Origin of the sequence: Methylobacterium sp. J-067, assembly GCF_022829465.1 — a bacterium.
Classification (GTDB): Bacteria; Pseudomonadota; Alphaproteobacteria; order Rhizobiales; family Beijerinckiaceae; genus Methylobacterium; species Methylobacterium litchii.
Window position 1 is genome coordinate 1 of record NZ_JAKSXZ010000074.1, and the last position, 25,329, is coordinate 25,329.

18 protein-coding genes are annotated in these 25,329 nt (G+C 63.7%); 4 read left to right on the top strand and 14 right to left on the bottom strand.

What is annotated here, in order from left to right:
- The 3 genes from MKK52_RS07460 to MKK52_RS07470 all read right to left on the bottom strand — a co-directional run.
- A partial coding sequence (locus MKK52_RS07460) for a cache domain-containing protein (protein WP_243953189.1) occupies positions 1-957 on the bottom strand: 957 nt, incomplete at its 3' end.
- A gap of 142 nt (positions 958-1,099) precedes the next feature.
- Entirely contained in the window at positions 1,100-3,460 is a 2,361-nt protein-coding gene (locus tag MKK52_RS07465) for a putative bifunctional diguanylate cyclase/phosphodiesterase (protein ID WP_243953190.1), read from the bottom strand.
- 633 nt (positions 3,461-4,093) lie between these two features.
- Positions 4,094-4,714: a tyrosine-type recombinase/integrase gene (locus MKK52_RS07470; RefSeq protein WP_243953191.1), complete on the bottom strand. Its 621-nt coding sequence runs from the start codon at positions 4,712-4,714 to the stop codon at positions 4,094-4,096.
- A gap of 585 nt (positions 4,715-5,299) precedes the next feature.
- Between MKK52_RS07470 and MKK52_RS07475 the strand changes: the two genes are divergently transcribed.
- Both MKK52_RS07475 and MKK52_RS07480 read left to right on the top strand, forming a co-directional pair.
- The gene (locus tag MKK52_RS07475; protein ID WP_243953192.1) at positions 5,300-6,373 is read left to right on the top strand and encodes a DUF1837 domain-containing protein; all 1,074 of its coding nucleotides are present in this window, start codon (positions 5,300-5,302) and stop codon (positions 6,371-6,373) included.
- Positions 6,370-8,979 (top strand): DEAD/DEAH box helicase, encoded by a 2,610-nt coding sequence (locus tag MKK52_RS07480; RefSeq protein WP_243953193.1) that lies wholly within the window; start codon positions 6,370-6,372, stop codon positions 8,977-8,979. The genes MKK52_RS07475 and MKK52_RS07480 overlap by 4 nt, the downstream gene beginning before the upstream one ends.
- 574 nt (positions 8,980-9,553) lie before the next feature.
- Here the strand turns inward: MKK52_RS07480 and MKK52_RS07485 are convergent.
- Together MKK52_RS07485 and MKK52_RS07490 are read right to left on the bottom strand one after the other, a co-directional pair.
- Entirely contained in the window at positions 9,554-10,270 is a 717-nt protein-coding gene (locus MKK52_RS07485; protein ID WP_243953194.1) for a hypothetical protein, read from the bottom strand.
- A 169-nt stretch (positions 10,271-10,439) separates the two neighbouring features.
- On the bottom strand, positions 10,440-10,994 hold the full coding sequence (locus MKK52_RS07490; RefSeq protein WP_243953195.1) for a DUF805 domain-containing protein: 555 nt from the start codon (positions 10,992-10,994) through the stop codon (positions 10,440-10,442).
- Positions 10,995-11,121: 127 nt separating this feature from the next.
- Between MKK52_RS07490 and MKK52_RS07495 the strand changes: the two genes are divergently transcribed.
- Positions 11,122-11,370 (top strand): helix-turn-helix domain-containing protein, encoded by a 249-nt coding sequence (locus MKK52_RS07495; protein WP_409564630.1) that lies wholly within the window; start codon positions 11,122-11,124, stop codon positions 11,368-11,370.
- A 65-nt stretch (positions 11,371-11,435) separates the two neighbouring features.
- Here MKK52_RS07495 and MKK52_RS07500 read toward each other — a convergent pair whose 3' ends face one another.
- From MKK52_RS07500 to MKK52_RS07515, 4 genes are all read right to left on the bottom strand, one after another.
- Positions 11,436-11,804, bottom strand: coding sequence for a DUF3768 domain-containing protein (locus MKK52_RS07500; protein WP_243953197.1), 369 nt, complete (start codon positions 11,802-11,804; stop codon positions 11,436-11,438).
- A gap of 13 nt (positions 11,805-11,817) precedes the next feature.
- Positions 11,818-12,507 (bottom strand): hypothetical protein, encoded by a 690-nt coding sequence (locus tag MKK52_RS07505; RefSeq protein ID WP_243953198.1) that lies wholly within the window; start codon positions 12,505-12,507, stop codon positions 11,818-11,820.
- Positions 12,508-13,312: 805 nt separating this feature from the next.
- Entirely contained in the window at positions 13,313-14,368 is a 1,056-nt protein-coding gene (locus tag MKK52_RS07510; protein ID WP_243953199.1) for a hypothetical protein, read from the bottom strand.
- A 545-nt stretch (positions 14,369-14,913) separates the two neighbouring features.
- On the bottom strand, positions 14,914-17,412 hold the full coding sequence (locus tag MKK52_RS07515; RefSeq protein WP_243953200.1) for an EAL domain-containing protein: 2,499 nt from the start codon (positions 17,410-17,412) through the stop codon (positions 14,914-14,916).
- Positions 17,413-18,116: 704 nt separating this feature from the next.
- Between MKK52_RS07515 and MKK52_RS07520 the strand changes: the two genes are divergently transcribed.
- The gene (locus tag MKK52_RS07520) at positions 18,117-19,808 is read left to right on the top strand and encodes a methyl-accepting chemotaxis protein (protein ID WP_243953201.1); all 1,692 of its coding nucleotides are present in this window, start codon (positions 18,117-18,119) and stop codon (positions 19,806-19,808) included.
- A 292-nt stretch (positions 19,809-20,100) separates the two neighbouring features.
- Here the strand turns inward: MKK52_RS07520 and MKK52_RS07525 are convergent, their stop codons facing one another.
- Genes MKK52_RS07525 through MKK52_RS07545 form a run of 5 tightly spaced genes read right to left on the bottom strand, consistent with a single transcriptional unit; the run spans position 20,101 to position 25,327 of the window.
- On the bottom strand, positions 20,101-21,120 hold the full coding sequence (locus MKK52_RS07525; protein WP_243953202.1) for an SMP-30/gluconolactonase/LRE family protein: 1,020 nt from the start codon (positions 21,118-21,120) through the stop codon (positions 20,101-20,103).
- Positions 21,121-21,163: 43 nt separating this feature from the next.
- Positions 21,164-22,054 carry a dihydrodipicolinate synthase family protein gene (locus MKK52_RS07530; RefSeq protein ID WP_243953203.1) on the bottom strand — a complete coding sequence of 297 codons (891 nt, stop codon included), beginning with the start codon at positions 22,052-22,054 and terminating at the stop codon, positions 21,164-21,166.
- A gap of 11 nt (positions 22,055-22,065) precedes the next feature.
- Positions 22,066-23,193, bottom strand: coding sequence for an iron-containing alcohol dehydrogenase (locus tag MKK52_RS07535; protein WP_243953204.1), 1,128 nt, complete (start codon positions 23,191-23,193; stop codon positions 22,066-22,068).
- A gap of 8 nt (positions 23,194-23,201) precedes the next feature.
- Positions 23,202-24,230: a 4-hydroxythreonine-4-phosphate dehydrogenase PdxA gene (gene pdxA, locus MKK52_RS07540; RefSeq protein WP_243953205.1), complete on the bottom strand. Its 1,029-nt coding sequence runs from the start codon at positions 24,228-24,230 to the stop codon at positions 23,202-23,204.
- Positions 24,227-25,327, bottom strand: a complete 1,101-nt coding sequence (locus tag MKK52_RS07545; RefSeq protein ID WP_243953206.1) for a four-carbon acid sugar kinase family protein — start codon at positions 25,325-25,327, stop codon at positions 24,227-24,229. Before MKK52_RS07545 ends, pdxA begins: the two co-directional genes overlap by 4 nt.
- Positions 25,328-25,329: the final 2 nt, after the last annotated feature.

The window sequence follows — 25,329 nt, forward strand, 5'->3', positions numbered from 1 at the left end:
CTCGGCGGCGGTGCCGCTCATGGTGCCGGCCGTGGCCTGCAGCTCAGTGGCCGAGGACGAGACCATCCCGATGATCCCGCCCACCGCCGCCTCGAAGCCGTCGGCCATCTGCCGCATGCCGGCCTTGCGCTGCTCCTCGGCTGCGAGCCGGGCCTGCGCGGTGTCGGCTTCGAGCTGCCGGGTGCGGATCAGGTTGTCCTTGAACACCTGGACGGCGCCGATCATGCGGTTGATCTCTTCGGCGTGCGTGGCCTTCGGGATCGTTTGATCGAGCTGGCCGGAGGCGAGCCCTTCCATGGATTCGGTAAGGGTGCGGATCGGCCGCGTCACGCCGCGACCGATCAGCGTCGCCAAGATCGCGATGAGGCAGAACGCGAACGCCGCGCCCGCCAAGAGCCTCATCAGGGTCGGCTGCAACTGCGCGGCCGTATCGTCGGCGTAGATGCCCGAGCCGATGATCCAGCCCCAGGGCGCGAAGCCCTGAACGTAGGAGATCTTTGCCACCGGCTGTTCCACGCCGGGCTTCAGCCAAAGATAGGGGACGGAGCCGCCGCCGGAGGTCTTCACCACCGCCACCATGTCGGCGAAGAAGTGCTTCCCGCTCGGGTCGGTCACGGCCGAAAGATCGGTCCCAATCAGCTCCGCTTTCGGATGGAACACCATCCGGGGGGCCATGTCCTGAATCCAGAAATACTCGCTGCCGGCGTAGCGCAGGCCGCGCACCGCAGCCACGGCCGCCTTCTGCGCCGCGTCGCGGCTGAGGCGGCCCGCGCGCTCCTCACCCTCGAAATACGTCAGCACCCCCTGCGCGGTCTGGACGAGATCGCGCGTCTTCAACTCGCGTGCATCGGTAATGGCGCGGGAGAGATCCCAGGTGGCCAGCGCGATCAACGCGGCCATGCCGATGAGGGCGGTCACTGTGATCGCCTGGATGCGAGTACCGATGCGGATGGTCATAACCGGTCCAAAAATGGAAATGATTAGGCTCTGCCGAGGGTGAGCCGCCGTTCTTCGGCGGCCAGACAACGATCTTCCGGACCGAGCGTCGCGTACTTTGCAGGATTTGTTCGATAAACCTAACGACCCGTCACTCGGATACTCAAGCGGCCATCTTCGAAAGGTTAACTAAGGCTAGGAATTCCAAGTACGGCAGCGGGCGGCTGACGTGGTATCCTTGAACCTGATCGCATTGCTCGGCGGCGACGAAGGCATATTGCTCGGCGGTCTCTACACCTTCGACCGTCGTCGCCATGCCGAGGCACGCTCCCATCGTGATGATGGCCCGGACGATGGCGGCGCTCTCGCTGTCCTCCGGGAGCATGCGGATGAAGGACCGGTCGATCTTGATCTTCGAGAACGGAAAGCGGCGCAGGTAGCTGAGCGACGAGTAGCCGGTCCCGAAATCGTCCATCGCGAGGGACACGCCGATCGCCTTAAGCTTGGTCAGCAGCGCGAGGGTGCGAGCCTCGTCCTCGAGCATCACGCCTTCGGTGATCTCCAGTTCGAGCCGGTCTGCGGCGAACCCGGTGGCGGCCAGAATCGACGCCACAACGTCCGGAAGCCGGTCGTCGCGGAACTGGACCGGCGACAGGTTGACCGCAAGGGCGATGGTGCTCGGCCAGCCCGCTGCATGGGTGCATGCGGTGCGGAGCACCCAGGCGCCGAGTTGCGCGATAAGGCCGGTCTCCTCCGCAAGGGGGATGAAGTCCGCAGGGGGGATGAGGCCCTGCTCCGGGTGACGCCAGCGGACCAGGGCTTCCGCGGCAGTCACCGCGCCGGTCTGGGCATCGACCAGGGGCTGATAGTGCAGTTCGAATTCGCCGGCCGTCAGGGCGCGGCGCATGTCGGCCTCGAGGCGGCTGCGCACCAGCATCTGCGCCGCCAAGGAAGGCTCAAACAGCCTAAACGTCCCCTTGCCCTCGGCTTTCGCCTTGTACAGGGCGAGGTCGGCGTGCCGTAGCAATTCGTCCCCGTCATGTCCGTCTTGGCGGCCGATGGCGATGCCGATGCTCGCGCCGACATGGACCAGCTGATTGTCGAGCAGGAAGGCCCGGTCGATCGCCGCGACGAGCCGCGCAGCGACCGCTTCGGGGGCCAAGACGGCGGTTTTGTCGAGTAGCAGGATCGCGAATTCGTCGCCGCCGAAACGCGCGACGACGTCCCCCTCGGCGAGGGCGGATTGCAGTCGGGCGGCGACCTTGCGCAGCAACTCGTCGCCCATCGCGTGTCCGAGGGTGTCGTTGACGAACTTGAAGCGGTCGAGGTCGAGCATCAGGACCGCGAAGCCTCCCTCCTGCTCGCGCAGGGCGGCGACGCGGTGCGCCAGCAGATCGCCGAACCGCGCCCGGTTCGGCAGCCCGGTCACAGCATCCGTGAAGGCCAGGGTCCGCAGGCGAGCCTCCGAGCGCAGGCGTTCGCGCTGATCGCGGAAGGCGATGACCGTCTGCCGTTTGTGACCGAGGGAGATCTCCTTCCGCAACACGCGAACTGGGACGGACTGGCCGTCCGCGCCGACGAGTTCGGCTTCGCGCTCCTCCTGCTCCGGGAGGTCGGACGCCACGAGCCCCGGCAGGAGCCGCGTGAGGCGGCAATTGACGAGCTGAGCCTGATTCATACCCGACAAGATTTCGAGGCTGCGGTTGGCCGTGGTGATGACCTCGCCGTCGCACACCGCCAGCCCTTCGAGTGCCACGCCGGCCAGTTCGCGCAGGCGCTCACGATCACGGCGCATCTGCGCCCGAGCGTTGAGGGTCATGCGCAGCCCGAAGAAGGCGAGCGTCAGCAGACCGAACGACACGGCGGCGATGACGGGGGCGATTGTCTCCGGCGCGATCGCGGTGTCCGGCAATGGGACGGCCGGATCGTAGGTGAGCGTCATCGCGGTCATCCCCCCGACGTGGAGGACGACGATGGCGAGCAGGAGCAGGGGGCCAGCGAGGCGGCGCAGGGTACGCTCGCGCTCGGCGGCGAGGATCAAGGCCAAACCCGACAGGCCGAGGCTCGCCATGATGGTCGGGGGGACCACGCCCATGTCCCAGACGACATGCCCCGTAACCCGGTAGGACGCCTGCCCCACGTAATGGAGCGCCGTCACACCCAGGCCGATGATAACGCCGGCCAGGAAGCGACGCAGGCGGCGTTGCGCGCCAATGGACAGTCCGACCCCCAGTCCGATGCCGCCGATGACCAGCAGCAGGGACGCTGAGGTCAGGATCGGCTCGAAGCCCGCCGCCATGCCGGGCTGGAACGCCAACAGGGCGATCATGTGCGTCGCCCAGGCCGTGCATCCCCCGGCGACGATGCTGACCATGCCCCATTTCCTGCGCAGCAGCCCCTCGGAACGGCCCGCATGGGAGGCGATGGCGGAGGTCGCGTAGATGCCCACGATACAGACGAGCGCCGCCAACAGCAGCAATCGTTCATCATGCTGCTGCGTAACGCAGGTTAGAATGGCACGCATGTAAAACTCCCAGGACGACTTGTACCTGACGGAGATTATTCTTTCATGAAGTTTTTCCCGGCGATTTCATGCGCCACTTGATTGGGCTATGACTGAGAAACATTTAGAAACGACGCCGAACTTTTGTCGCCTGCCAAAATGCGATGACGGGTAGCGATCGTTGCCGACGGGCTGGAGAACCAGATAGCTGGTCGCTCGTCAGCGGCAGTAGGCGACATCGCCGGTCTCGACTCCGAGAGTCGCACCCGGATTGAGGTCCTCACTCAGACGCTGACAAACCCTCGTCACTCGGACGGCGTGACCAGCAGTATCGGGGGCGGAGATCGTAGAGACCGCTCCCATGGGTCGTGGTCGATGGTTAGATCCAGGCGCTCATGCTGCGCGCCAGCTATGCCAAGTCGGACACGTAAGTTGCGAGCTGTCGCCACATGAATGACTCCTTTCGTACATGACGCAGGTGAGCTGCTACGGCGAGATTGGGTCGATAGGAGGCCGTCCACTTTTCCGGCGAGCCTTATCCAAAGCGGCCATTCCGCTTTCGGCCAGTCAACGTCATTCGTCGTCGATGGACCATGTCCGCTTTTGGACGTCACGTTGGGGCCGCGACGGCGTGACAGACCGCCGCGGCAATCGTCAAATGTCAGTTTGCTCAGACATCACCAGGGCATCGTCTGCCTCGATGCCGAGGTAGCGCACCGTGCTTTCAAGCTTGGTGTGCCCGAGCAGTAGCTGACAGGCGCGCAGATTGCCGGTCCGCCGATAAATCAGCGCGACCTTGGTCCGGCGCAGGCTGTGCGTGCCGTACCCCGCTGGGTCGAGCCCGATCAGCGCCACCCACTCATCGACGAGTCGGCCGTATTGTCGTGTCGTCAGATGTTTGCCAGGACGGCTTCGGCTGGGGAATAGCCAATCCCCAGCACGTAGACCCCGAAGCTTGAGCCAAGCGGCCAATGTCTCTCGTGTCGTCTCGGTCAATTCGAACGGGACCGGTCGGCCTGTTTTCTGTTGCATGATCGTAGTGCGTAGCCGGATGCTATCCCCAAGGTGAACATCGGCCACGCGGAGGCGGACGAGGTCGCACCCACGCAGCTTGCTGTCGATTGCGGTGTTAAAAAGGGCGAGGTCGCGTATTTGGCCCTCGTGCTGCAGGCGGGTGCGGATCGCCCAGATGTGTTTAGGCTTGAACGGCGGCTTGGGGCCGATCAGGCGCCCAAGATTCCATGGCCGGCGGGAGGTGTCGATCGGCGAAGGCATGCTGATACTCCGGTAGAGAAGCCATCAGCATCTCTCTCAGACTAGCGATTCGCCTTCGCCGCAGCGCGCCAAGAGCCGACATGAGCTCGCTGCCGAAAACCAGACGTTCGGCTTCGCGTCCATTCTCGCCCTTCAGCTAGGTTCGGCCCAATCTCGAAACCTGCTGGTCGTTCATCAAGCCCTTAGTGGCCGCATGAATTTCCCCGCATCGGATCAAATCCTGCTGGGAAGTAGAGGGCGCTTCTGACTGCTGGAATGAGCAGTTGCGTTCGGCTAGCGCATGGTCATCGCCTTCGAGATGAAGCCCATCTTAGGGGCGATGGCTACTTCCCGCGTCGTCGATCATTCACTTGTCGCACATCGAGTGCTTCGGAACTGTGCCGGAAGCGCCGCCCCCCGCGAGCGCCGATGAATTCTTGTATGCAGCAACTAGCCGTTCGCCCACAGGTTGCGGTTGGGTCGACCATCGGCTCTACTTGGCCGCTTCCGCACGAGCCGGATCGATGCAGCCGACCGAAATCAAATCATACCCGCCATGCCGCCACCCGGGGAACCCAAGCACCGGCACCCGTGCCTCGAACTAGGATGGCGAATGGCGGAGCGGATCGCGAAGGCCCTGATGCGGAGGCGGAAGCCCTCGCTCGCGCGCTCGAGACCCTCCTGAATCCTTCGAAAATTGATGGAGTGGTGAACTGCTGCGTTCGGGCGGTTCATGATGAGGCCTGGGAGGGCCCCCGGACCGGCCTGCTGCACGTCCGGTTCGGCGAGGACAAGCCGAGGGTGGAGGACCTCGCCTATATCCTCTGGTCGGAGTGCATGTACTACGCACTCCCCCGGCGCAGGCAGGAGAGGTTCCGACGCGAAATCGCGGCGGACATGACGGCGGTCGTGCGATGCTACTTGGCCGTCAGGGAGCTCTTCATCGACTTCAACGCGCGCCATCCCGAGCGCGCGAGCGAATTGGGCGAAGTGCTGGCCTACTGCCTGGTGCAGGAGCACCTCGGGGCCGCGCAGGTGGCGAGTAAGATGTCCTTGAAGACGGCGGCCAACATGCCAGTCCACGGGCTCGACGGGATCCACGCAGTCTTCGAGAACGGCGCACTGACGGTCTACTTCCTAGAGTCGAAGCTGGCGAGCGAGGGCCGGCGGGGCGTGGCGTCTTACGCCGCTTCGGCCGCCGAGTTCCTGAGCGACCGCCGCCAGTACCTCCGCGAGTACGAGATCGTCGCGGACCTTGGGAACCTAGACGCTCTTGAGGGCGAGGCAAGACAGCGCGCACTCGACCATTTCGACGTGATCGGCCACCCCGAACTCCGGCGCAGGGAACGGTTCGTTGGGATCATCTGCCATTCTGAACCAAGGCACTTCGGCAAGCGCTTGCGCATACGCGACGACCAACCCACCGACATCCACGAGCGCGACTTCGCGAAACGTTACGCCGCCGACCACGGCAAGCATCGGCTTGCCGCGAGGAAGCAGTTGCTGAAGCATGGTGCAGACCCCGCGAAGGCGATCGTTCTCCTCGTGGCCGTGCCCGACGTGCGCGAGTTGCGGAAGGCGTTCTACGCGGCGATGGGCGTGGACGAACGGGAGCTGCCGCTGGACGGCGACGATCTCGAGATGGACGACGACGAGGACGCGGAAGGCGACCCGGTATGAGCTTTGCCTTGGATCTCTCAGACCGCATGGCGGGCCACGCGGCGTTCTCGGACATCTTGTGGCGCCTGGAGAGCTCGGGCGCTGCCCGCTTCATTGCCGCCGAGATCGAGATCGTGACGGAGCCGCCCTCCCGCGAGGACCTGCACAAGCTTCTCTACTGCGCGGGAGTCTTCGTGCAGACGGACGTTCTCGCCTACAGGCGCATGGCGCAGTCTATTGCCTTGAACTCGCTCATCGTCGCGGGGGGCGACGAGGGAGCGTACCAGCGCGGCCGCCGCATCCTGACGGACCTTGGCAACTTCCCCGCGCTCGACCGCGTCAGGAGCGAGGGTGCCGAGACCGGGGCCTCGTTCCTCGACGCGCTCCGCCGGACGCTTTCGTGCGAACTGAACACCGTCAGGGTCGGCGACCAGTGGATACCCCTGACCGACTTCCAGAAGGACACCTGGGATGAGCTGCCCGACGCACGGGCGATCGCCATCTCGGCGCCGACGTCGGCGGGCAAGTCGTTCCTAGTCATCGAGCACTTGTGCCGGCAGGTCGAGCGGGCGGCGTCCTTTTGCGCCGTCTACGTCGCTCCCACGCGGGCGCTCCTGTCGGAGGTGAGCGCGAAGATCCAGAGGCGCCTCGGCGAGGCGGCTGACGTCAGAATCACCACCGTGCCGACGCAGGATCCCTCCGGCCCGGACCGCCAAGTCTTCGTGCTGACACAGGAACGCCTCCAGGTGCTGCTCGCCGCCTCGGCCGTGACGTTCGACCTCGTCGTCGTCGACGAGGCCCAGAACCTCTCGGACGGCTCCCGGGGTATGATCCTCCAGGACAGCGTTGAACAGGCTGTCAGCCGAAGCGAAACGACCCGCCTCGTGCTCCTCGCGCCGGGTGCCCGCGGCTTCGAGGCGGTCGGCGCCTCGCTCGGCGCGCCCGACCTCACCGTGGCGCGTTCCGAGCTTTCCTCCGTCCTCCAGAACAGGATCCAGTTGAGGAAGGCGGAAGTCGGAAACGCGCTCGAACTAGACCTTCTGACGCCGGATGGTCCGCGGCGGCTCGGCACCTACCGGAGCGGGCGGGGTTTCGACGTACCGGACAGCCGACTGGCGGCCGCGGCCCTCGAACTGGGCTCGACAGGGGGATCTCTTGTCTACGCAACCGGCCCAACGGACGCGGAGAGGGTCGCGCGGCAATTGGCTCACGATCTCAAGGACGGCGGCGACCCCGCGCTGGCCACGATTTCCGATTTCGTGAGAAAGCACATTCATCCCGAATACACGCTCGCCGGGATGATCCGGAAGGGCGTGGCGTTCCACTACGGCAAGATGCCGACGCTCCTTCGCGAGACCCTCGAGGGTGCCTTCCGCGACGGCCACGTAAATTTCCTCGTCTGCACGACGACTCTGTTCGAGGGCATCAACCTCCCAGCTCGGAACGTCTTCATCGACACACCCACCAGGGGCACGAGGAAACCGCTCGCTCCCGCGGCCCTGTGGAACTTCGCCGGGCGCGCTGGTCGCATGTCCGCCGACATCGTGGGAAACGTGTTCCTCGTCGACTACGAGGACTGGCCGGACAAACCCCTCGACGTGTTCGTCGGCTACGAGGTTCAGTCCGCGTTCCTGCGGACGGCCTCGGAGGTTCCGGACCGCCTGCTCGGGGCGTTGGGCGGCGCCATGCCAGCCGAGTTGCCGAATGACGACGACGCTCAGCGCGTGAGGGCAGCCGCCGGGCTGCTGATCTCCAAGGCCGCCGGGGGCGAGGTCCGCAGGTACGTCGACCGTACCCTCGGCAGCCTCAATGAGGAGCTGCGCACCCGCCTGACCGAGGCGAGCATCGCCGCCACCGAGCGGATCGGTCTTCCGGCGACGCTGTTGGCGACCAACTGGACTGTCGACCCCTTCGGTCTGCGTCGGCTCTACGACAACATGCTCGAGAAGGTCGAGGAGGAGAAGACGCGCAAGCTAATACCCGTCAGCCCGCTTGGGATGGGGGCCTACAAGTCGTACAGCTCGATCTTCTCAAGGATTCACAGGGAGGTGAACAGGGGGAGTGTCAACTTCGCGGGCCTCGTGTCCGGCATCGCTCTCGATTGGATGCGCGGGGTGCCCTATCCCGTCATGCTCGCCAAGGCGGTCAGGCGGCAGACGAGGTTCGACGCGAAAAGGATCGAGGCCAATAGGATCATTCGTGAGAAGAATCCCGCCAGCAGGGTTCGGGATCCCGACGAGATCGTTGTGGACGACGTCGTCCGCCGGGAGTTCGACCTCATCGAGGACCAGGTACGCTTCCGCTTCGTCCAGCTCGGCAAGGCGTACATCGACATCCTCAACATCATCCTTCGGGAGAGCGGACAGGAAGGGTTGATCGGCGACGTCTACGATTTTCCGTTGGCGTTGGAGTTGGGTATCTCGTCCAAATCCGGCTGGTCGTTTATGGAGCTCGGCCTATCCCGGATCGCCGCGGCGGCCCTCCAGCCGGAGTTTCCCGATAGCAACCTTACGCCTGAGGCGGCGCGCAGTTGGCTGGCGGGAATCGAGGACATCGGCACGCTGCGCCTCGGGCCAGTAATCGTTGATGAACTGCGGCGCTTGAAACTCGTCCGCCCGGCGGGGTGATCCGACTTGAGTGGACGCTCCAGCGTAGTTCATCTGGACGGCGACATTGTCGCTAGCACGGATGCGGCCTCGGGGATGACAGCGATGTCGTCCATTCCAGTGCAAACAGGCCCTCGTTTCCCCGTCGCAACGTCGCCGACGGGTCCTAAACGCAAGGGCAGCTTCCAGCCTGTTCGCCTGAAAGCAGACAGATGGCTTTCGGTCAGCATCAGTCGCTCATGTCGGCAATCATAATGGCCGGAAGCAGACCTTGGAAGGGTCTACTTTGGGTCATGTCCGGAAGAATGGCATTTGCCCAATCAGCCCCTGCGATCAAAGCTTGGCAGTACATTGTTTGGCGCTGTGAACCCGACGGTCATTGCAGGCAAATTCGAAAGCTAGGGTTTCGTGAGCATCGGCAGCCGTGTTGCGGTCAACGGGAGGGCGTTTGAGGGGTCAAACTGGGTTCGGGCAACTGCACTTCGGTGTCAATCAGGCTACCCCACCACCCATTCGCAAAACCCCGTGCATCGTGTGCATCCCGTGCATGAGGTTCATTGGCGGCTCGGTCGCTTCCTGTTTAGATCTGTGGGGCCTACCGCATGAGAACGCAGTCGCGGCGCTGAGGCTGATCGCGGCAAAGCGGAGGGGCGACCATCCCTTGCATCATCTCCGCTTCCGTCGGCTCGTAGCGGCGATCGTAGCTCGGTCGCTCGACCGGCTGCGTCCCGGATGGGAAATTCTGGTTGGCGCGGCTCGATGGCGTTGCCAGTCGCAGCATATTCTGGATTGCTTCGTTCTGCTCGGCCTCCGTGCCGCGCGTAGCTTGGTTCGTCAGACCGAACATTAACTGCAGCGATTCAGTCTCCTGCTCCGTCAGCCCAGGCAAGCTGTTGCCTTGCCTCACCGGCGGGAATTTCGGCACGCCCGTGATCCCCGCCTGCATCCGTTCGATGCCGACGATTACCGCCCGGTGGAAGCCGCAGGTGATGCCCTTCTCCGTCGAGCCGAAATGCACCAGAGCGAACCCGGGAATGTCGGGACGGGTGCGCAGGGTGATCGTGTCGACCCGCATGTAATAGACCCCGCTGGGCAGCGTTCCGTTGGCGGGCCAAGCCGCAGCGATGAAGCGTCGGGCGTCGCTGCCCTCCAGCACCTGCACCGTTTCCGGGGGCGCATCAGTTCCCGTTCGACCCTGCTTCCGATCCTGCAGGAAAGCACTGGCTTCGGGCGACGGGAGACAGTCGGGATCGGCATCGTTGCTCCGCTGGAAGGGCGCATGATCCATCCAGCTGAGGGCCTTGTCGAACACTGGTGTGGTTTCCCGGATAAGGCTTAACTCTGGCCACTCCGCTGCGGTCGCGACCTGAGGTAAGCCCCAAACAAGAACGCTTGCGAATAATACGTCGCGCGCTCGGCTCATCCTATCCTCCTGAATTGATGGGCATCGTGCAGCTGAAAAAGGATGGGCTAAGGCCGGTTTAGCTACGGGATTTAGTAAGGGTCTCGGCCTTCATCACCTCGAATTCGGCCTCGCTCAGGTGCCCCTCCCGGCGCAGCCGCCCAAGGCGTTCGAGTTCGGCGATCACATCGACCCGGCCTGACGCAGCCGGCGCGACGGGGCTGAGTGCGGGACCCTCTGCAGCAGGCATCCCTCTGTTTCCGATCACGCCGGGAGCGATGAGGGGATCCGGCCCATAATGGTTGGGCCCGGGGGTACCGCGCAGGCAGGCAAACACGACCAGCACCAATCCGACGAGGGGGATCAGCACCAGCAGGATCATCCACCCTGACCGATCGGTGTCATGAAGCCGGCGGGCGGTGACGGCGTAGGAGGGGATGAGATGGGCTAGGATGACCAAAGCGGTCAGGACCCCACCCGGGCTCTTTTCAGTCCCCTGACCGGTAGCGGTATCCAGGGCCAGGGCCACCAGGGTGAGGGCCAGCATTACTGCGGCGAACGGCCAGAATTCGCCGCGTGAGGCCCGCCCCCGGAACACCGCGTACTGTTGCATCGCCCGAACGTAACCACCCATCGAAGCGCCCCTCACAATTTGCGATCGCTGACAGCGTCCGCTTCCAGCAATCATATTGGTGAACTTTTATTGCCTGGTTTGATAGCGGGCAAGCGATGCGCTCTCGCCGTCGATGAGAGCTCGAGTTTTGGTCGGTTGGAATTTGCGCCGCCTGCGAGTGGCCAAAGCGCTATCGCAGGAAGCTCTCGGCCTGCTGGCGGGCCTTGAACCGTCCTACATCGGCCGAATCGAGCGAGGTCGAGAAAACACCACGATCGAAACGTTGGAGGGGCTCGCCGATGTGCTCGGGGCTCCGCTTGCAGCCTTCTTCGTGATCCCCGAACCAGGTTCGGAAATGCCAGCTGGCTTGCGGCCCGGGCGCAAGTCGACGCGGTGAAACCATCAACGGCGCGTACCCGTGACCCGGACAACGCGAATGGCCTTCTATTGACCCTCGTCGCCTTAGTACTCATCGGCCCGCATGATCGTCAGGACGCGGGTCGTGACCGCGGGGTCGCCGGGATCCGATGATCCGCCGCGCAAGGCCCGGTCATACGCGTCGATCTTCCAGAAGAAGCGCTCACCCCCGACCTCGACCGCCCCGAAGTCATGCTCGCCGTAGGGGTCATTGCTGGCGTCGAAGCGATCGAACCGCCGTACGGCCAGCAGGAGGGCGATGCGATCAGCTTCAGCGAGTTCGACGACGCCCAGTGTTTCGACCACCTGCCCCCCGGCGAAGCTGCGCCGAAAGGCATCGTTGAGCGTCCTGATGCGAATGGTGGGGTTGAGCGCCTGAGCGCTCGAGCAATGATTCTGGGATTGGGTTTCCATCGAACCGCCTCCCTTACGCCGCTTCAGCCGCAGCGGTGTTGGGATGGAGCAGGGCCATGTGCTCACGCCGGCGCACGAGGAGCGGCAGGTCCGGCCAATCACGCCAGCGCAGGGTGTAGATCCCGCCGGTTTTAGCCTCGACTACTTCAGCCTCGTACCAGCCGTCCTGCTCCCCCTCCGAGATCAGCACGAGGCTGCCCACCCCAACGCTGGCCCAGCTGCGTGGATAGCGCCCGTCCTCGCCCCCCAAAGGGGCTTCGCTTGTCGAAGGCCCACCGGGCGCGTTGGCAGGCCCGCCAGCAGCTTTCGCACCCTCGGCGGGGGCAGTGAGCTCACCCGGGCCTGCGAGGGCGCTGAGGCGGCCGTACGCGCCTTTGGCGACAAACGGCACGAAGGCCCGGCCGGAAGCGAACACCCGCCCTTGGGGCAGTTGGGCTGCGATCGCGAACGCGGCCTCGTCCGCAAGTGGCAGGGTTCGCATCCCCATCACCCCGGCTGCCTTCGTCGCGAGAACGACATCCGCCTCAGCAAACCATGAGGCGTGCGGTTTCCCATCCCTGTCCGGACCGAACACGATGAGCGCCGGCGTTGGCTTTGGGGATCCTGGTTCGGCCGATGCGTTGAGCTCCTCGGGGAGTTGGGCGACGGTCCCGCGATCCGCTTCTGGCGGCGACTTGGCAGCTGCTTTGGTAAGTTTGATCATAGCTTGCTCCAGAAATGCGAAAGGGGCCCCGGATGGGGCCCCTTGCTCGGTGTGGATGCGTGCTCGAGGTAGGAAGCGGATAGACAGCGCCAACTCGGCGATCGATGCGGCTTTGGCGGCGGTCGGGTCATCGTGGCCTCGAAATCAGGTGGCGAAGCTTGCCACCGAACATAACCTTAAAGGATAATAATCCTAGTGTCAAGCTACAACTTCATCGTTGGAAAGATGAAGCTGTAGCTTCGGAATTTCACGCATACGGGGGAGGGGTGCGGATCCTAATATGTGGTCGAAGATCGCTCGATCCAAAAAGCACTGCGCGTGCATCGCGTTCGAGACTGGATTGTCGCAGTTGGTCCGGGACTACGCTAGATTTCAGTGCGTCCTCAATCTCTTGTGATGACAAGTCCGTCACAATGCGGGAGAGTTCGCGTTTCAGTTCTTCAATCGCGACATTTGCCGTTCTCGCAACGGCAAAGAGCTTACGATCGTCGTTTTCGGTGCCAACAAATTCAGCAATGTATCTCGACATCCTCAGGGTCCCTTCCATTACCCTGAGATCAAGCCAGCTCTAATCGTGAAACGAAATACAGATAAATATTCTAATATTCGAGGAACGAATCGCAGGGCGTCCCATGATGTCTCATACTGTTTACTGCGGTCCCAAGCGTAGAGTTATATGCATATGATGAATGCCTTCGACGCGTCAGGCGCATATCAAGATTGGGCATTTCGATGTTCGGCGCCCCAAATGCGACAGGGTCTCATCATCTCGGCGATAATGGTTCGCGGCATAGCGGGGCACTGATTATCGTTTGGTGGGCTGCCAAAGCCCCCGTCGATCGCAGACCTTGAAATTAGGACAGGCGGTCTGACGGCAACCGAGCCGATCGTCGATGCGATTGCCGTTGCAGATGTTCCAGCCCCCCTCGGCGCAGAAGCTCCACAACGCCGCTTGGACGAAGCGCGGGAAAGTCGCGGGGAAATTCGGGTTGTAGGCTCGAGCGTCGATCCGCCGGGAAAGGCCCTCGAGTAGGTCGCGACAGCCCCCGGGAGCGGTACAAGCTGGCCCATAGGGATGTTCGGCACCGAAGTGGGCCAAAGTACCGGTGCGGTGTAGGAAGTTATGAATGAGGGAGTCTACGGCGATCATCCAGGCGCCGGCCGTAACCCATCGCTCACGGTTCGGGTCGGCACCGAGAAGCAGGTCAGCGAGGATCATCGCCCAAAGCTTGGGCCCTATGCCGTGGATCTCGCAAAGGGGGTCAAGGATGGCGACCCGCAGCAAAGGCCCGCGATCAGGATGGTCCGTTCCAGGATCGGCCTGGGCGAGACGAGCGTCGATCCAGCCGACGAGATCTCCCTCGCAGACGTCTCGGATGAACAAGGCGAGGCTGTAGGCCGCACGATTCAGCACCCCCTTCCTAAGCTTGATGGAAGGCAGCGGACACGTAGAGAAATGGGCTGGCTCGGCGCAAGTTGGGCCAGTCTTCTCGTAGCTGCATTCGGCGAAATGCCAATAGCTCGTGAGGCGATCGCAGCTTGGGGCCGACGCCAACTGATCGAGGATTGCGTCGAGGCGCGCGCTTCCATGCTGCTTACTATATCGCAGCGCGACGCCGTCGGAGATTCCCTGCAGCGGGACCAGACCCATGATTAAATCGAAGATAGGCCCGGTGTCGTGGGAACGGACGGCGAGGGAAAGCCCCTCGAACGCCATGCTGGTCCGAAGGCGATCGACGAAGGATGGCGGCGCGAGCGCAAGGGCTGGTTGGCTGATGAGCAGAAGGTGTTGCCAGTTGCTTTGGGGAGGCGAGATTATGGGGTTTGCAAGGCTCATTCGCCAAGCCTGCCAGATCAGCAAATAGACCAGTCAAGCTCAGCCGACAATTCGGTCCGAATATAAGTCGCCGGGGAAAGCGGACATTCCGATTTCGACCCAATTCGGTCGTGCAGACTTGTGCGGCGGCCGCCTAAAAGCGGACCTCGGATAATACGAGATAAAAATAATTCAATATTTTTTACATTACTTGATAGATGTAATTACAACAAATAATTCATTTGGTGTGATCTGGGATGATCATTAGATAGTGTGAATATTACTATAGCATCAATGCTTTCGATCAATTTAAAAGCTATTGACTGCCGCGCGGTTCACTAGTTGTTTAGCCGAGCATGGCGGGGACCCACCCCTTGCCAGAGCGAGCACGGCTGTACGCTGTTCGTGTGAGCGCCTATGAACCTTGCGGCGCAGCCGGCCCCGCTGGCGCGGTAGCGCCAACCCTTGGTTCTTCGGCGACACCACAACGTCAGAATTGGCCGCCTAATAACTTCTTTTGCTCTGGCGACGACCAAGCTACCTCGCTGAGCGAGAAGCCCGCCGGAGGCCAGATACGGCAAACGGGCACCTCAGGCCACGCGGGCTTTCGGTCCTTTCGCATAAATACGCGCTTCGGGCGCTGGCAGGGGACGGCTGAATAGAAAGCCCTGCACTTCGCCGCAGCCCTCGCGGCGAACGAGTTCGAGCTGTTCAGCCGTTTCGACTCCCTCGGCGACGATGCCCATGCCGAGCCTTTCGCCGATCCCCACCACCGCCCGCACGATGGCGGCCGCGTCCGGGTCGGCGATGTCACGGATGAACGCCCGGTCGATTTTGATCTTGTCGAAGGGAAACCGGCGCAGATAGCTCAGGCTGGAATAGCCCGTGCCAAAATCGTCCAAGGCGATACGCACACCGAGCGCCCGCAGCCGGTGCAGGCGCGCGATGACCTCTTCCGCGTCCTCCATCAAGACGCTTTCGGTCACCTCCAGCTTCAGGCGATTGGCGGGTAAGCCACTAACCGCCAGCGCGCTCAGCACTGTCGCCTCCAATCCATGCTGGCGCAACTGGACCGGGGAGACGTTGACGCCGATGCGAATGCGGCAGGGCCAGTGCATCGCCTCGCGGCAGGCTTCTTCGAGAGCCCACTTGCCGAGCGGTACGATCAGCCCGTTCTCCTCGGCCAGTGGGATAAACTCGCCCGGTGAAATTTCACCGCGCTGCGGATGGCGCCAGCGCATTAGAGCCTCGAAGCTCTTGACCGCGCCCGTGGCGGTATCGACCACCGGTTGATAGACCAGCCGGAAGTCGCCGTGTCGGATCGCCTCCTTCATGTCGAGGCCGAGTTGACTTCGCGAAGCGACTTTTGCCCCTGTATTGGGGCAAAACACACGGTAGGTGCTGCGCCCCGCCGCCTTAGCTTCGTACAGTGCGATGTCGGCGCGCTTGAACAATTCGTCCGCGTTCGCGATCTCTCCGGACGCCACGGCGAGACCGATGCTGACGCCGACCTCGACCGTTTGTCCATCGAGGTCGACCGGCACGCCGACAGCTGCGATCAGATCCTCGGCCAGCCGTGCGGCAGCGCCCGGCTCGTCCAGGTCTGTGAGTAGGATCGCGAACTCGTCTCCGCCAAGACGAGCAACGGTGTCGTAGGGACGCAGCACCGCCTGCATCCGCTCGGCGACCACGCGCAGGAGGACATCGCCCGCCGGATGACCGAAGCTGTCGTTGACGGCCTTGAACCGATCGAGGTCACAAGCTAATACCGCGAAAGCGCGGCTAGAGTGCTCTGCATGGACGATGGCGCGGTCGAGCCGGTCGTGGAACAGGATACGGTTCGGTAGCCCGGTCAGACCGTCGTGCAAGGCCATGTGCTGGACCTGCTCTTCGGCCGCCTTTCGGGCACTCACATCCCGGAGGGCCGCGACATAGCCTGTCGCCCTTCCGTTATCTGGGTCGCGTACCAGCCGCACGGAGAATTCGATCCAGAGATAGTGTCCCTCCGCATGCTGCAACCGGCAACAGCAGATCGAGCAAGTGTCATGCTCTCCGCACAGTCGACTCCAATGCTCGGCGAAAACGTGCCGATCATCTGGGTGGATGCGGTCAGTTACCCACTCCTCCAGGAACTGCTCTGTTGCATAGCCAAGCTGGGAACGGACGTTCGGTGAGACGTAGCGTCGATGCATGCTGAGATCGCCGAGCACGATCACATCGTTGACGTTTTCGGCGATCAGACGGAAGCGGCGTTCGCTCTCCCGCACCGTGGCTTCGGCTGCACGGCGTGCACTGATATCGAGAAACGTACAGATCGTGCCCCCGTTCGCGAGAGGGGTATAGCGGATCTCCAGCGTGCGGTCTGCGCGTGTGATCTCCAAACCATGGGGCAGTCTAGCCTGCCGCCGTCGCTCCAGTTCGGCTCGCGTCGATGCCGACAAGCTATCGAAATCGCCCCGCGTGACGAGGATGCCGTGGAGCGCCTCGAACTCCGCGCCCTCGCACAGGACCGGCTCGGGTAGGTCGAGCAGGGTTCCGGCCCGCTGATTGAACACACGTACTCGTCCGTCCGGGCCGAATTGGATGATGCCCTGGTCCAGGTTCTCCAAGGTATTGCGCAGAAGGAATTCCGAAGCCCGTAGACCGCGCTCGGAGCGGATCAAGGGCGTGACATCGAGGGTGATGCCGCAGACGCCCACCGCGGTACCGTGCGCATCGTGCATCGTCCGCCCGTGAAGGACAACATCACGAACCTCGCCGTCGGGCCGCAAAATCCGACTATGACGGGTGAACTCGCCTACGCCCGTCGCAGCGCCGCCGCCCCCTTTCCTGATCGCCCACCGCGCGGGTGTGCGCTCGTCGGGATGGTAACACGCGATATGCTGTTCCAGGTCGATGGCCCGTTCGGCCAGTTCCGCGCGGCCGAACAGGTTCGCGAGCCCTCTAGACCAGACGACGCTTTCGTTGATCAGGTCGATCGACCATCTTCCGAAGCCGGCCGCATCTTCGGCCCACCGTTCAGCCTCCCGGCCTTCCCATAGGACGTCCCATCGATGGGAGTCTTCGGCTCTAGTCTGATGCGTGTTCATGGACGCATCCAAAGCGAAGCGCCCCGGATATTCCGGAGTCGGCGTGGGCCGGACGCATTCAGGTGGAGCGATCTCGTCACGCGTCATGGTTCGCTGTCTCGGAACGTATTCAACGGTTGGTAGCGCTCGCTTGGTTAAGGGCAAATGAGCCGATCAGCGTTCGCATCTCAAATTGAATTAATATCTTCACTCGCTATGGCCCAATTTCAGACAGTTCGAAGATTTTTCGGCGCACGAAAGGATCAAAATCGTATGATAGAACACCTTCAGAAAACGCATGTCGCCAAGAATAATTTGACGGACTATTAAAAGCGACATGATGGGCAAAAGGGGTGGTCCTCGATCAACAGTTCCACCGGAAGTAACGGGACTGCATCCCTCCGAAACTGGCAAAGGCGCAGGTCTGTATCAGACTCTAGAGCGACCCAACCCAGCCATTTCGGACGTCACCGCCAGTACCAGAAAGCGCACCTACAGCGAGCACCGCCGATGCCGGTGAAACTAAGCAACTCTAGGTTGTTACGACGCAGCGCTATTAACCAGAAAACAAGTAAATCGAATTCATATTGACACGTATATGTGATCAAATTTTTGGTCAGAAATAACATTTTGGTTAATCAGGCCCTGGGAGTGTTGAAGGCTGACTAAACCCAGCGACTGAATGCGCGGTGCATCGCTTGGTCTCTCCCGCGCAGATTCGAACCATGCACTTCAATCTATCTATCAGAGCTTGTCTCACCATAGCATTCAGCTTCCTGGCATTGATCTGCGTAGGCCAGGGGGCGCTCTCGATAGTCAAACTCTCGGGCATCCGGCATTCGGTTGCCAAGGTGTCCACCAACTGGCTTCCCTCGGTCGTCGCCGTAACGAACATCAGAGCTACCGCGTCGGAGGTTCGCATCAAACAGTTGCGCTTCCTGGCGAACTCCGACAACACCGAGCAGCGAACTGACAACAGACGGCAGCTAACGGATGCCCTTGCCGCGCTAACAACAGCGCGAAAGACATACGAGCCGTTGATATCCTCGGATGAGGAGCGCGGTCTCTACGACGCATTCGTTGCCGCCTGGGACCGGTATGAAGCCGTCGGCCGCGAAGCAATGCGTCTTGCGGATGCAGGCCATACCAACGAGGGATTGGGACTCATTGGCCGGCCCGACAACATCAACCTTTATAATGATGTCCGTCAGACCCTGAGCCGCGATGTTGCTCTCAACGAGCGTGGCGCTCGGGCAGAATCCGACGCAGCTATGACAGCAGCAGGAGAGGCGATGATCGCGGTCTATATCGCAATCGCCCTTGCTCTCACTGCCGCTGCAGCAGCCGCTATGTTCGGTTTCCTGCGCGTATCGCGCCCGATCCAGTTGATGACTGGCAGGATGACCGAACTGGCGACTGGCGATGCAGGGGTTGAGGTGCCATTCCTCCGGCGTGGCGACGAAATCGGTTCGATGGCGGCGGCGGTACAGGTGTTCAAGGACAACCTCCTCCACACGCGGCAGCTAGAAGTTGAGACCGCTCAAGCGCGTTTGGCTGCCGAGGAACAGCGCAAGGCCGGCATGAGGCAGATGGCGGACAATTTCGATCAGGCAGTCGGCGGCATCATTGGCATGGTGTCCTCATCGGCAACGGAGTTACAGGCCACGGCACAGACCATGACGGCCACGGCGACGGAGACGGCCAGCCAGTCGACCACGGTAGCCGCTGCTGCCGAGGAAGCCGCGTCGAACGTCAACACGGTTGCCGCAGCAGCGGAGGAGTTGGGATCCTCTGTCCAGGAGATCAGCCGCCAGGTGGCCGGTTCTGCTGATCTGGCTCAGTGCGCCGTACACGAGGCGGACCAAACTAGCTCGCTCGTTCAGAAGTTAAGCTCGGCCGTATCTCGAATTGGCGACGTGGTTGGGTTGATCGCGAACATCGCCGGGCAGACCAACCTGCTGGCGCTGAATGCAACGATCGAGGCGGCCCGGGCCGGGGCAGCGGGCAAGGGCTTCGCCGTAGTGGCCGCTGAAGTGAAGGCGCTGGCCGAGCAGACCGCGAAGGCTACCAGTGAGATCTCAGGGCAGATTGCGCAGATCCAAGCTTCGACCGGGCAGGCAGTCACGTCTATCACCGGCATCACCGGACGGATCCGCGAGATTAACGGCGTTGCAGCCTCGATCGCGGCAGCAGTGGAGCAGCAGGGCGCGGCGACGCAAGAGATCGTCAGGAACGTCTCCCAGGCGGCGCAAGGTACGGGCGAGGTAACGAGCAACATCGCTGGCGTCGCGGGGGCGGCCGAGGAGACGGGCGCCGCCGCGAACCAGGTTCTGGGGGCGGCCTCGGAGTTGTCGCGCCAGTCGGAGCAACTGCGGAGCGAGGTCGAGCGCTTCCTTGCCACCGTGCGCACGGCCTGACACGAACCCTCACCCGTCCGCTTCCGCACATAACCGAGCAGAAGCGGACGGGCAGGAAACCACCCCAAGCTGCCCTTCCGCGTCCGACCCAACGCAGTCTTACACGAATGGTCGTGCGGCTCCCGAATGCGGACATGTTTTCCGCCACTTCTCCAGCAGTCACGTGCCTACCGCAGGCATTCAATGAGGATGGTCGTTCGCTTGGAAGCGGATGTGACGGTTGGCAAGCCGAAGCGGACACTGATGGCACATTCAACCCAATACTCTGGTATTCCAGATTGAATGCATCAGCTTATCCGCCCGCCACGCCTTGGATATTTACGTAGACAGCATAAAGCGATTTACTTGCGGCCATGAAAAGCCGGTTTCGCTTGCGCCCGCCGAAGGCCACGTTGGGGCATCGTTCCGGGAGATGGATATGACCGATGGCCTTGCCGGTCTTATCGAAAATGCGCACGCCATCGAAGGCCTCGCTCATCCCCCACCCGCACCAGAGATTTCCATCGACGTCCACCCGGAACCCGTCCGGCCGCTCTCCGGGCTGCGCCTGGATGAAAACCCGGTTGTTGGCGAGCTTCGTGCCGTCATCCACCACGTCGAAGACGCGGATCACCCGCGGATTTGCGGCGGCCTCAACGACGTAGAGCAAGGACTCGTCGGGCGAGAAGGCCAGACCGTTCGGTCGCCCAACATCCCCCGTGACGATCGTGATGCGCCCGTCCCGGCCGTCGACGCGGTAGACGTTGGTCGGCAACTCCTGAGGGGCGGTGTCGCCCTCGTAATTGCCGAGGATGCCGAACGGCGGATCTGTGAACCAGATGGAGCCGTCCGACTTGCACACGATATCGTTGGGCGAGTTCAGACGCTTGTCGTAGAAACGGTCGGCGATGACGGTGAGGCTGCCGTCCGGTTCGAGCCGCGTCACACGTCGGCCGCCATGCTCGCACGTGAGAAGCCGGCCCTGACGGTCGCGAGTATGGCCATTCGGATAGCCGGCCGGCTTCTGGAACTCGTCAACCAGGCCGGTGGATTCCTGCCAGCGGAGAGTTCGGTCGTTGGGAATATCCGACCAGATCAGACAGCGCTGATCGGCCATCCAGACGGGGCCCTCGCTCCAGCGGGCTCCCGTCCAGAGGCGCTCGACACCACCGGCATCCAACCTGTACTTGGCGAAGCTCGGATCGAGGATCTCGAAAGCGGGATCCGGATAGCGCACGGTGTCGTCCCAGTGCGCGGCCGCAGGCCCCGCCGCCAGGAAAGAGGCTGCACCGGTCGCAAGCGAGAACAGGTCCCGGCGCGTGGTAGTCGTCATGCTCTCGATCTCCCCGACGTTTCCTGAGTTCAGGTTGATCTGATCAAGCGCCGAGCAATGCGCGTCGCTGGTCCGTGGTGAGGGCCATGAGAGGTGGGCACAGGCGAAGCCAACTGTCCTTGCCCGTCGCCTGGGCGATCAGGGTCTTGATCGCGGCCATCTGACGAGGGCCGACGGTTCGCTCTCGCTCTGTGACGACGCGGGCCTGAGCAGCCGCAACCTCATCTGCCTTCGATGGGTCGGCATAGTGCCGGTAGACGAAGGCGAGATCGGCCGCACAAAGGTTGGAGGTGGCGGTGATGCAACCCGCAGCGCCCTTTGCCAGAAGCGGCAGCAACAGCGGGTCGGCGCCAGTTAGAACGGCGAAGCCAGGGAACCGCTCGATCATCGCTACGTGGTTGGCGATGTCGCCGGAGGAATCCTTGATGCCGGTGACGGTCTCCGGATAGCGCGCCCGCAGTCGCTCGATCAGGTCGTGGGAGATCGGCACGGCCGAGACTTGGGGGATGTGGTAGAGCACGACACGAAGCCGCGCATCGCCAATCCGCTCGATCACCTCCGAATAGGCGGCGAACAAGCCGTCATCGGTGACACCCTTGTAGTAAAAGGGCGGAAGCATCACGACCGTATTCACGCCGAGCGAAAGAGCGTGCTTCGTCAGGTCGATCGTCTCCGCAATCGCCGCGACGCCGGTGCCAGGCATCAGCTTCTCCGGGGCGACGCCAGCCTCGACCGTGACCTCCAATAGCGCCTTGCGTTGAACCGGCGAGAACGAGTTCGCTTCCCCGGTCGTGCCGAGCAGGGCGACGCCGTCGCAGCCCTGCGCGATGAGCCGCTTGGCATGGGCAACGAACAGCGTGTGGTCGGGCGCGTAATCGGCTGTGAGCGGCGTAGCGGCGGCGCAGAACACGCCGCGGGGATGAAGGACGGTCATCACAGGAACCTTCAGTAGGCGGCTCGGTAGAGCGTGAGGATGTCGGCGCGGCTCATGTCGCGCGGATTGTTGTCGAGGAGCCTACGGATGGCGTGGGCCTCGCCCGCCATCGCGTCGAGATCGTCCTCCGGCACGCCGATGCGCGACAGGCGCAGCTCCACGCCGAGATCCGCGCAGAAGCGGGTCGCATACTCGCGGACGAGGGCCTCGTCGGAGCTGGCCGGCGCACCGAGCGCCTGGAGCACGAGCGCGGTCTTCTCCGGGACGGCGGGCGCATTGAACGCCAGGGTGTGCGGGAAGATCGCCGCGCAGGCGAGCCCGTGGGCGACATGGTGCCGAGTGCCGAGCGGATAGGCCACGGCATGCCCGGCTGTGGTGTTCACCGGTCCTAGGCAGAACCCGCCATAAAGCGAGGCCAAAGACAGCCCGGCCCGGGCCTCACGATCGGAGCCATCGGCGACCGCACGCGGCAGGTAGCGGCCGACGAGGCGGGCGCCTTCCAGCGCGTAGAGATCGATGGCCGGGTGCGCCTTCCGGCTGGTGAAAGCCTCGACGCAATGGGCCATGGCATCGACGCCCGTGGCGGCGGTCACGGCGGCCGGCACGGTCATGGTCAGGTCGGGGTCGATCACCGCTAGGTCCGCCAGCATGTGGCGGCTCTGCACCGCGAGCTTGGCCTGCGCCTCCGGGTCCGTGACGAGGGAGCGCGTGCCCGCCTCGCTGCCGGTGCCTGCGGTGGTCGGGACCTGGACGAGGCCGATCCGGCGACCGAGCACCTTCTCGGGGCCCACGACATCGCGCAGGGTTTGGCCGCTGCCCGGCAGGACGGCGACGAGCTTGGCGAGATCCATGGCGCTGCCGCCGCCGAAGCCGATCACGCAATCGGGGCGGACCTCTTCCGCGAGCGCGATCACGGCATCGAGGTTCGGGAGGTCCGGCTCTGGCTTCACCGTGCCGAACACGGTGAAGTCGCCGGAAAGGCCGAGCAGATCCACTCGGCCGGCGTTGAAGGCATCGGCCACGACGAGGGGCCGGCGGTAGCCGCGCTCGGCGAGGAAGCGCGCCACGCGGGACAGGGTGCCCGCGCCGAAGGCGATCTCCTGCGGCCGGACGAGGTCGATCGGTGAGGCGATATTCATGGCGACCCTCACGCGGCGCGGCGGTTGGCGGCGAGCTTCTCGGCGAACTCGATCGCCTCGATCAGGCTGCGCTCGTTCGCGATACCCTTGCCGGCAATGTCGAAGGCGGTGCCGTGATCGACCGAAGTGCGGATGATTGGCAGGCCGAGGGTGATGTTCACCCCCGAGAGGTCCATCCACTTGCCGGTTGCCGGGTCGATCTCGAAGCCGAGCAGCTTCACAGGGATGTGCCCCTGATCGTGGTACATCGCGATGACAGCGTCGTACTGGCCGGCGCGCAGCTTCACGAATACCGTATCGCCCGGCACCGGGCCGTGAATGTTCAGGCCATCGGCATTGGCCTTCTCGATGACCGGCGTGCTGACGTCGAGATCTTCACGCCCAAACAGGCCGCCCTCGCCAGCGTGGGGGTTCAGCGCGGCCACCGCTATATTCGGCCGGTCCAGGCCGAGGCTCCTCAGCGCCTTGTGAGTGAGGTCGATGACGAGGTGCAGGCGCTCCGGCGTCAGGCGCTTCGGAACGTCCTGCAGGGCGACGTGGGTGGTGACGTGCGAGACGCGCATGTTGCCGTGGGCGAGCATCATCACCGAGCCGCGCACGCCGGTGAGTTCGGCCAGCAACTCGGTATGGCCGGCATAGTGATAGCCGGCCTTGTTGAGCGCCTCCTTGTTGAGCGGCGCCGTGACGATGCCGCCGACCTTGTCCGCCATTGCCAGACGGACGCCAGCCTCGATCGCCTTGTAGGCGAAGCGGCCGCCATCGGCGGAGAGCTTGCCGGGCTCGATGGGGGCGCCCTCCGCATCCGCCTGCAGGCAGCAGAGGGCAGGCCAGGTCGCTGCTTCGGAGATTTCGACGATCCGCTCCGGGAGAAGGCTCAAGGCCTCTTCCGCCCGGCGCAGGGCCGGGACGCTGCCAATGACCATCAGCTTAAGGTCTCCGGCATCGATACGGTCCTTCAGCCGCGCGGCGGCCTTGACGATGATCTCGGGGCCGATGCCCGCGGGATCGCCCATGGTGATGGCGAGATGGGGGGTCATGTGCCGCTCCTGTCGTGCGGAAAGCCGTTCTGGTGGAGGAGGTCGCGCCAGAGGCCGGGCGCGCCGAAGGCCCCCGATTTCGACACGACCGGCAGGCCATCCCAGCGTCCGCCGCGCAGGACCGAGCGTGGGAGGCCGGGGGCGATCTGCCCCGTCACGTCGAGGCATTCGACAGACAGGGCGAGACAGAGCGCCTTAAGCGTCTCGCCCCCGGCTACGAGAAGGCTCCCTGGCCGGGGAAGATCGTCGGCCAGTCTCGCGAAGGCCCTGGCGATCTGCCCGGCGGCGGCCTCGCGGGCCGTGCCGGGGGGAAGGTCGAGGCTCGCCATCACCGCACCGTCGCGGGACAGGCGGTCCATGATGAGGTCGCGATGAGGCGCGCCGTGGTCGAGGACGAGCCGCAGGGCCCCGCAGGCTGCGAGCTGAGCCCCGGTCTCCTCGCGGTCGGACCCGAACAATCCGAGGACCGGCCCTTCCAACCGGACGTTGGACGGCGGCGTCACCCCTCTGGCGAGAGCGGCGGCGAGGCCGCCGCTGCCGCACCACAGGACGGGGCCATCCGCCGGCAGGGCCGCGATGGCGGCAAGATCCTCATCGCTGCGTGCATCGTAGACGGCGACGCCCTCGACCGGCCCGTCCGCGACGGAAGCCCGGCGGGCGGGGAGACCGGCCTCGCGCAGAGTCTGGGCAATATCGGCCGAGACAGGGGTCCAGTCCTCGCCGCGCCTCATCAGTTGGCGGCCTTCTACCGTCGCCCGGCCTTGGTAGGGGAAGGCGGGCGCCACGACGCAGCGTTGCCAGTCGCCCGCCTGCACCGTGGTCGCCAGTTCCGCCGCCCAGGGACCGCGCATGAGGCTGTCGAGCTTCTTGAAGGCGATGTCCGCCTCGGCGAAACAGGGCAGGAGGCCGTGCGTAATCCGCACCGCCTCCTCCGACGCGCGCTCCCGCGTCCCGGAATCGATGGCGAGCGAACCCGATGCCCGATCCGGCAGGATCTCCGGCCAGACGACCGGGATGGTGCCACAGAGGCCGGTGAGTCCGGCCGCCGTGTCGAGGGTCCCAGTCAGATCGTCGGCGATCAGGCGCAGGGTGGGCATCG

Excerpts from the sequence above, each read along its gene's own strand:
- MKK52_RS07520 (WP_243953201.1), top strand. The coding sequence starts at position 18,117 with ATGCACTTCAATCTATCTATCAGAGCTTGTCTCACCATAGCATTCAGC.
- MKK52_RS07505 (WP_243953198.1), bottom strand. The coding sequence starts at position 12,507 with ATGATCAAACTTACCAAAGCAGCTGCCAAGTCGCCGCCAGAAGCGGAT.
- MKK52_RS07475 (WP_243953192.1), top strand. The coding sequence starts at position 5,300 with ATGGCGAATGGCGGAGCGGATCGCGAAGGCCCTGATGCGGAGGCGGAA.
- pdxA (WP_243953205.1), bottom strand. The coding sequence starts at position 24,230 with ATGACCCCCCATCTCGCCATCACCATGGGCGATCCCGCGGGCATCGGC.
- MKK52_RS07545 (WP_243953206.1), bottom strand. The coding sequence starts at position 25,327 with ATGCCCACCCTGCGCCTGATCGCCGACGATCTGACTGGGACCCTCGAC.
- MKK52_RS07465 (WP_243953190.1), bottom strand. The coding sequence starts at position 3,460 with ATGCGTGCCATTCTAACCTGCGTTACGCAGCAGCATGATGAACGATTG.
- MKK52_RS07490 (WP_243953195.1), bottom strand. The coding sequence starts at position 10,994 with ATGGGTGGTTACGTTCGGGCGATGCAACAGTACGCGGTGTTCCGGGGG.
- MKK52_RS07480 (WP_243953193.1), top strand. The coding sequence starts at position 6,370 with ATGAGCTTTGCCTTGGATCTCTCAGACCGCATGGCGGGCCACGCGGCG.
- MKK52_RS07525 (WP_243953202.1), bottom strand. The coding sequence starts at position 21,120 with ATGACGACTACCACGCGCCGGGACCTGTTCTCGCTTGCGACCGGTGCA.
- MKK52_RS07500 (WP_243953197.1), bottom strand. The coding sequence starts at position 11,804 with ATGGAAACCCAATCCCAGAATCATTGCTCGAGCGCTCAGGCGCTCAAC.
- MKK52_RS07535 (WP_243953204.1), bottom strand. The coding sequence starts at position 23,193 with ATGAATATCGCCTCACCGATCGACCTCGTCCGGCCGCAGGAGATCGCC.
- MKK52_RS07530 (WP_243953203.1), bottom strand. The coding sequence starts at position 22,054 with ATGACCGTCCTTCATCCCCGCGGCGTGTTCTGCGCCGCCGCTACGCCG.
- MKK52_RS07470 (WP_243953191.1), bottom strand. The coding sequence starts at position 4,714 with ATGCCTTCGCCGATCGACACCTCCCGCCGGCCATGGAATCTTGGGCGC.
- MKK52_RS07515 (WP_243953200.1), bottom strand. The coding sequence starts at position 17,412 with ATGAACACGCATCAGACTAGAGCCGAAGACTCCCATCGATGGGACGTC.